Origin of the sequence: Polaromonas sp., from assembly GCF_013817205.1 — a bacterium.
Lineage (GTDB): Bacteria > Pseudomonadota > Gammaproteobacteria > Burkholderiales > Burkholderiaceae_C > Polaromonas.
Map to the genome: position 1 here is coordinate 1 of NZ_JACDDD010000125.1, position 6,078 is coordinate 6,078.

The 6,078-nt window shown below is 65.1% G+C and carries 8 protein-coding genes and 1 pseudogene; 7 read left to right on the plus strand and 2 right to left on the minus strand.

Going from position 1 to position 6,078, the window contains the following annotated elements; genetic code table 11:
* A pseudogene (locus tag H0W47_RS18025) lies at positions 1-426 on the plus strand (hypothetical protein); the annotation flags it as partial.
* A complete protein-coding gene (locus H0W47_RS18030) occupies positions 417-1,955 on the plus strand; it encodes a UdgX family uracil-DNA binding protein (RefSeq protein ID WP_296926910.1) in 1,539 nt (512 codons plus the stop codon). The pseudogene H0W47_RS18025 and the gene H0W47_RS18030, both read left to right, overlap by 10 nt.
* Here H0W47_RS18030 and H0W47_RS18035 read toward each other — a convergent pair whose 3' ends face one another.
* Positions 1,956-2,279, minus strand: a complete 324-nt coding sequence (locus tag H0W47_RS18035) for a hypothetical protein (RefSeq protein WP_296926912.1) — start codon at positions 2,277-2,279, stop codon at positions 1,956-1,958.
* Between the two features lie 8 nt (positions 2,280-2,287).
* On the minus strand, positions 2,288-2,635 hold the full coding sequence (locus tag H0W47_RS18040; RefSeq protein WP_296926913.1) for a hypothetical protein: 348 nt from the start codon (positions 2,633-2,635) through the stop codon (positions 2,288-2,290).
* Positions 2,636-2,830: 195 nt separating this feature from the next.
* On the opposite strand from H0W47_RS18040, the gene H0W47_RS18045 reads away from it, so the two are divergent.
* The 5 genes from H0W47_RS18045 to minE all read left to right on the plus strand — a co-directional run bounded on the left by H0W47_RS18045 (position 2,831) and on the right by minE (position 5,897).
* A complete protein-coding gene (locus H0W47_RS18045) occupies positions 2,831-3,271 on the plus strand; it encodes a MerR family transcriptional regulator (protein ID WP_296926915.1) in 441 nt (146 codons plus the stop codon).
* Positions 3,268-3,708 carry a PaaI family thioesterase gene (locus H0W47_RS18050; RefSeq protein ID WP_296926917.1) on the plus strand — a complete coding sequence of 147 codons (441 nt, stop codon included), beginning with the start codon at positions 3,268-3,270 and terminating at the stop codon, positions 3,706-3,708. Before H0W47_RS18045 ends, H0W47_RS18050 begins: the two co-directional genes overlap by 4 nt.
* A gap of 278 nt (positions 3,709-3,986) precedes the next feature.
* The gene (gene minC / locus H0W47_RS18055; protein WP_296926919.1) at positions 3,987-4,751 is read left to right on the plus strand and encodes a septum site-determining protein MinC; all 765 of its coding nucleotides are present in this window, start codon (positions 3,987-3,989) and stop codon (positions 4,749-4,751) included.
* A gap of 51 nt (positions 4,752-4,802) precedes the next feature.
* A complete protein-coding gene (gene minD / locus H0W47_RS18060; RefSeq protein ID WP_296926920.1) occupies positions 4,803-5,618 on the plus strand; it encodes a septum site-determining protein MinD in 816 nt (271 codons plus the stop codon).
* Positions 5,619-5,624: 6 nt separating this feature from the next.
* Positions 5,625-5,897, plus strand: coding sequence for a cell division topological specificity factor MinE (gene minE / locus H0W47_RS18065; protein ID WP_296926922.1), 273 nt, complete (start codon positions 5,625-5,627; stop codon positions 5,895-5,897).
* The last annotated feature ends 181 nt before the right edge of the window (positions 5,898-6,078 follow it).

The following is a 6,078-nucleotide window of genomic DNA, read 5'->3' on the forward strand; positions in this document are numbered from 1 at the left end:
CCCAAACTCGCCTGGGCGCTGGCGCACCGCGGCCAGTTCCCGGTGGACCTGAACCGTGCGCCGCGTGAGACGCTGCTGCGTGTGCCGGGGCTGGGCGTCAAGGCGGTCACGCGCATCCTGCAGGCGCGCCGCGTGCGCCAGTTGCGCGCCGACGATTTGCTGCGCCTGCATGTGCCGCTCAAAAAGGTGTTGCCCTTTGTGCTGCTGGCCGACCACCAGCCCGGTGCCAGCCTGGATGCTGCGGGCCTGGCGACGCGGCTCACGCCGCGCGCGCGGCAAACCGACCTGTTTGATGAGCCTAAGGGCGCGGTGGTGGCGTCCACAGCATCGGCACCTTTGCCTACAGCGGCGGGGCACCCGGCAGGCGCACCATCAGAAGCAAGCGCTGAGGCGCTCTGCAAAGAAAGGACTCTGATATGGGCGTGATGAATGACCCGCTGACGAATGATCTTTTCCCGCAAGCACTGTTGCCGGTGACCCTGCAGGGCCCGGCTGACCTCGAAGGCTTCCGGCGTGCGGCGCGTGCACTGCTGGCGCGGCAGATGCTGCCCGAGCAGGTCAGCTGGCACAGCAGCGACACCCCCGTGCAAGACCTGTTTGCCTCACCCATCGCCGGCGCCGTCGCGGCCACCACCGCCATCCACAACGCCGCGTTTGCCTACGCGCCGCCGGTCGGCGTGCCGCCCGAATTCGTCACCCTCTGCGAAACCGCCATCCTGCACAGCGACCCCAACCGTTTCGGCCTGCTCTACCGCATCCTCTGGCGCCTCGCGCATGAGCCCGGCCTGCGCCATGACCCGCTGGACGCCGACATGGTCATGGCGCAGCAAATGGCGCAAGCGGTGCGCCGCGACATGCACAAGATGAAGGCCTTTGTGCGCTTTCGCACCGTGCAGGACGAAACCTTCCGAAGCAACCCCGGAGGCGGGCCGCTGCATGTGGCCTGGTTCGAGCCCGAGCATCACATCGCCGAGGCGATCGCACCCTTTTTTGCACGCCGCTTCACGCAGATGCGCTGGGCCGTGCTGACGCCCGAACGCAGCATTCAATGGGACGGCGCACAACTGAGCTTTGGCCCGGGTGCCCGCAAAAGCGACGCCCCGCCGCCCGACGCGGGCGAGAAGCTCTGGCTCACCTATTACGAAAACATCTTCAACCCGGCGCGCCTGAAGGTGAAGATGATGCAAAAGGAAATGCCGCGCAAGTACTGGCACAACCTGCCCGAAGCCGTGCTGATTGCCCCGCTGGCCGCCGGCGCACACGAGCGCAGCGCCCGCATGGTCGATGAAGTGCCCATCGGCCCGACGCGGCGCCTGCCGGACATCACGGTCCTGCCCGTCACCATGGCGCCCGATGAAGACTCCCCCGTGTCTTCGCTGGAGCAGCTGAGGGAAGCCACCAACCATTGCCTCGAGTGCCCTATCGGTGCCTGCGCCACCCAATCCGTCTGCGGCGAAGGGCCGCTCCAGGCAAAACTCATGTTTGTCGGGGAGCAGCCCGGCGACCAGGAAGACCTGCAGGGCCGGCCTTTTGTCGGCCCCGCCGGGCAGTTGCTCGATCGTGCCCTGGACGAGCTGGGCATACAGCGCGGGCAGGTGTTTGTCTCCAACGCCGTCAAACATTTCAAGTACGAGCTGCGCGGCCAGCGCCGCATCCACAAGACGCCAAGCCAGCGCGAAGCCGCGGCCTGCCAACACTGGCTGGACGACGAAATCGCCCTGGTTCAGCCCGGCCTGCTGGTGGCGCTGGGCGCGACAGCAGCGCGCTCGCTGCTGGGCCGGGCGGTACCGGTCATGGCCAACCGTGGCCGGATTTTCGAGCGCGATGACGGCCGCAAGGTGCTGGTGACGCTCCATCCCTCCGCGCTGCTGCGCATGCCGGCTGAGGGGCGCGAAGCCGCTTATGCCGACTGGCTGGCCGACTTGTCGGTACTCACGCAGCAGCCGCAGGACTGATCAGCGGCGCATCGGCTCCACCAGCACAGGCACGCGATTGGTCGGCCCGGTACTGGTCGGTGCAGGCGACGGCGCATCCCGCCCATCACGGCTGGCCGGCGGCTGGACCGGGCGGGTGTCCGAATCACGCGGGTCACCCGGGCCGGGATTCTGCACCACGGTATCGCGCACATCCGGCGGTGCTACCGGATTAGGCGGCAATGGCTCGCGGTAGGCCGGGTTGCGGTTGATGTTTGATGCGGGCGGCGCGTTCTGCGCCGCTGCAAGCCCGCTGCCCACCAGCAAAGCCAGCAAAGCCAGCAACAGGCATGAAGTTCTGGGCATGACGCTTGTCAGTTGGCCGGACTGCCGCCACGCTTGGTGTTGGCATCCGTCCTCAGGGGTTTCTGGCTGTTCGGTTGCAGGCCGGGGCTCATCTCGGGCCGCTGTTCCGAACGCATCTCGGGGATGAGCTCATCGGACTTCATTCGCGGCTTCAACTCCGGCCGCGAGCGCAGCTTGAGGTCCAGGGGTGTGGCGGTGATGGGCGCGCTGGCGCCGGGCATGGCCGGCTTCACACCCATTTCGGGGGGCACCGTGGTTGCATTGTCGGGCATGGTGCTGGGTTGCGCCTGCACCGCCGTGCCGAACAGCAGGGCGGCGCCCAGGATGGCGGCAAATGCAGATGGCTTGATTGTCATGGGGTCTCCTTGGGTCAGTCACACCAACCCTGATACCAATATAGGCCGGGCGCCCCGCCCGGACTTGCGGGTCCTCAAGCCGCATGTTTGTAGGAACTGTCTGTGAGGGTTGGACCGGGCCCGCAGGCGCCAAAGCGACAGGCGGCACCAACGGCCCAAGCTTCGCGCAGGGCGAAGCTTGCTAAGCTGCTTTTCATGCAGATCTCGCAACTGGCCACCCAGACCGGCGTCTCCGTCCATGCCCTGCGCCACTATGAAAAGCTGGGCATGCTCCAGCCCGCGCGGCGTGCCAGCGGCTACCGTGACTACACGGAAGCCATGCGGCGCGAAGTGGTCTTCATCGCCATGTCGCGTCGCATCGGCTTTTCTTTGAAGGCCATCGCGGCGCAACTGCCGGCGTACCGCAGCGGCCGGCTGACTTTTGACGACATGCTCGAAGCCATGCAACAGCGCGTTGCCGACATCGATGCGCAGATCATCAAGCTCCAGACCCAGCGCCGCGCCGTGGTCGAACACGTCGCCTGGATGAAAAAACGCCAGCGCGAGCACCTTGCCAGAAAAGCCCAAGCAGTCACCACCCCGGCCAGGCCGCCATGGCCGGTCGTCACCAAGCCCCGCAAAAGGACACCCGCATGACCGCCTCTGCCAACTCCGCCAATTTCTCGCAGCTTGAGCGCGCCGTACTCGCCATGCCCATGGCCCGCACCTTGGGCCTGGCCTTCAAAAGCATCGCGCCCGGCGAGGTTGAGCTGGAAATCCCGGTGCTTGAAGCCTTCTGCTTTCGCCCCGGGCAACTGCAAGCCACTGCCGTGTTTGCCGCCGCCGACTTTGCCGCCGTGGCCGCTGCCGGCACGCTGCTGGCACCGGGCTGGATCAATGCCACGGTGGACGCGACGATCAAACTCGTCGCACCCGCGCAGGGCGCGCTGCTGCGCGCACGTGGTCGGGTGGTCAGCGCAGGCAAGCTGTTGACGGTCTGCGCCGCCGACGTTTACGCGGTGAGTGCCGACGGCAAAGAAATCCTGTGCGCCACGCTGCTGGGCAGCGCGCGCAACCTGCAGCCCCCTGCTTGAGTTGCACATTTTGCTACTGAATTAATAGCTGCTCGCGCTTGCCAGACGGGGGCTGGCGGCCGATTTGACGTAGAACTCACTGATCAACGCCGCGTCTGCAGGTTCCGGGCATGAAACCGCATGCAGCCCTGCGCAGGCGTTTCATTCCCTCACAACTGAGACACTCCGCGCTGTTAAGATTCGTGCCTTTTCGGGCTACGCTTCCCTGAAGCGATTCCAGCGCCCGATTTGTTCACGACTGCTCATCCCTCCCGCGACAACGCGGCGTCCACGCATCCATGACCGTAGCCCTCCCGGCCAGCTCCCCCGCCACCTTCGAAATCAAAAGCGCCAACCTGCCCCTGGTCGCGCTGCTGCTCAAGTCCCCAGACCTGGATGCGCTCGCGCGCGACCTGGCGCTGCGTTTCGGCGACATCCCCGACTTCTTCGACAACGATCCGCTGGTGGTTGATCTGTCGGCGCTAAGCGCTGACGAGCACGCCATCGACTTCACAGCCTTGATCAACTTGCTGTGCAGTTACCGCGTGGCGCCCATCGCCGTGCGCGGCGGCACCCTGGCGCAGATGGACGCAGCGCTGGCCGTCGGCCTGCTCCCCGCGCCCGATGCACGCATCACCGCCGCACGCACGCAGCAGCCCGAGATCACGCCGGTACAGGCGCAGCCGGTCGAAGCAGCACCGCTGGCCACACCGCCGCTAGGCGCGCTCGTTATCGACAAGCCGCTGCGCTCGGGCCAGCAGGTTTATGCGCGCGGCCGCGATCTGGTGGTGCTGGCCATGGTCAATGCCGGCGCCGAAGTGATTGCCGACGGCCACATCCATGTGTATGCACCGCTGCGCGGCAAGGCCATGGCCGGCGCGCGTGGCAATGCCGAAGCACGCATCTTCGCGCTGAGCCTGGAACCCGAGTTGCTGTCGATTGCCGGCATTTACCGCACCAGCGAAACCGCGCTGCCCGACGGCGTTTGGGGCAAGCCGACGCAGGTCCGGCTGGTCGCGGGCCCTGACGGCGACAAGCTCGAAATGCATCCCATCAAAACATGACACCGCGCCTGCCCGCGCAACCCCTCTTTCACCTTTAAGGACTTTCATCCCATGGCAAAAATCATCGTCGTCACCTCCGGCAAAGGCGGTGTGGGCAAAACCACCACCAGCGCCAGCTTTGCCACCGGCCTGGCATTGCGTGGCCACAAAACCGCCGTCATCGACTTTGACGTTGGCCTGCGCAACCTTGACCTGATCATGGGCTGCGAGCGTCGCGTGGTGTATGACCTGATCAACGTGATCCAGGGCGAAGCCAACCTGAACCAGGCGCTGATCAAGGACAAGCAGTGCGACAAGCTGTTTGTGCTGGCCGCCTCGCAAACGCGCGACAAGGAAGCGCTGAGCAAGGAAGGCGTCGAAAAAGTGCTGAACGACCTGGCCGCGATGGACTTCGAATACATCGTCTGCGACTCCCCGGCCGGCATCGAGACCGGCGCGCTGATGGCCATGCATTTCGCCGACGAAGCGCTGGTGGTCACCAACCCCGAAGTGTCCTCAGTGCGCGACTCCGACCGCATCCTCGGCATGTTGTCCTCCAAGACCAAACGCGGCATGGAAGGCGGCGATCCGATCAAGGAGCATCTGCTGATCACGCGCTACAACCCCAGCCGCGTGGACCAGGGCCAGATGCTGTCGCTCGAAGACATCAAGGACATCCTGCGCATCAAACTCATCGGCGTGATCCCCGAGTCCGAGTCAGTGTTGCAGGCCTCCAACCAGGGCGTGCCCGCGGTGCACATGGAAGGCAGCGATGTGTCCGAAGCCTACAAGGACGTGATCGCGCGTTTCCTCGGCGAGGACAAGCCCCTGCGTTTTATTGACGCACCCAAGGTCGGTTTTTTCAAACGTGTGTTCGGAGGAAAGTAAACCGCCATGGCCTCCTTTCTCTCCTTCCTGCTCGGCGAAAAGAAAAAAACCGCCAGCGTCGCCAAAGAGCGGCTGCAGATCATCCTGGCGCATGAGCGCTCAGGCCGTCAGGGCCACCAGCCCGACTACCTGCCAGCACTGCAACGCGATCTGATTGCCGTCATCTCCAAATACATCAACATCAACCCAAACGACATCAAGGTCAACCTCGAGCGTCAGGACAACCTGGACGTGCTGGAGGTGAAGATTGAGTTGCCGGAGGCGGCGGAGAAGAAATAGCGCTCCGAAAGTTGTGAGCCCACACCGCCAGCATCACGCTGCGTCCCCGGTTCGCCTCAGACAGTAGGCGTAACTCCCCACTCCCAACCCCCCGCCCGTCCCTCGCCCCGCTGGGCGATGGAGGGAGCCTCATGTGGCCGCGTGTGCTGCGCTCGCGTGCAAACATGACGGTCTGTTGGGA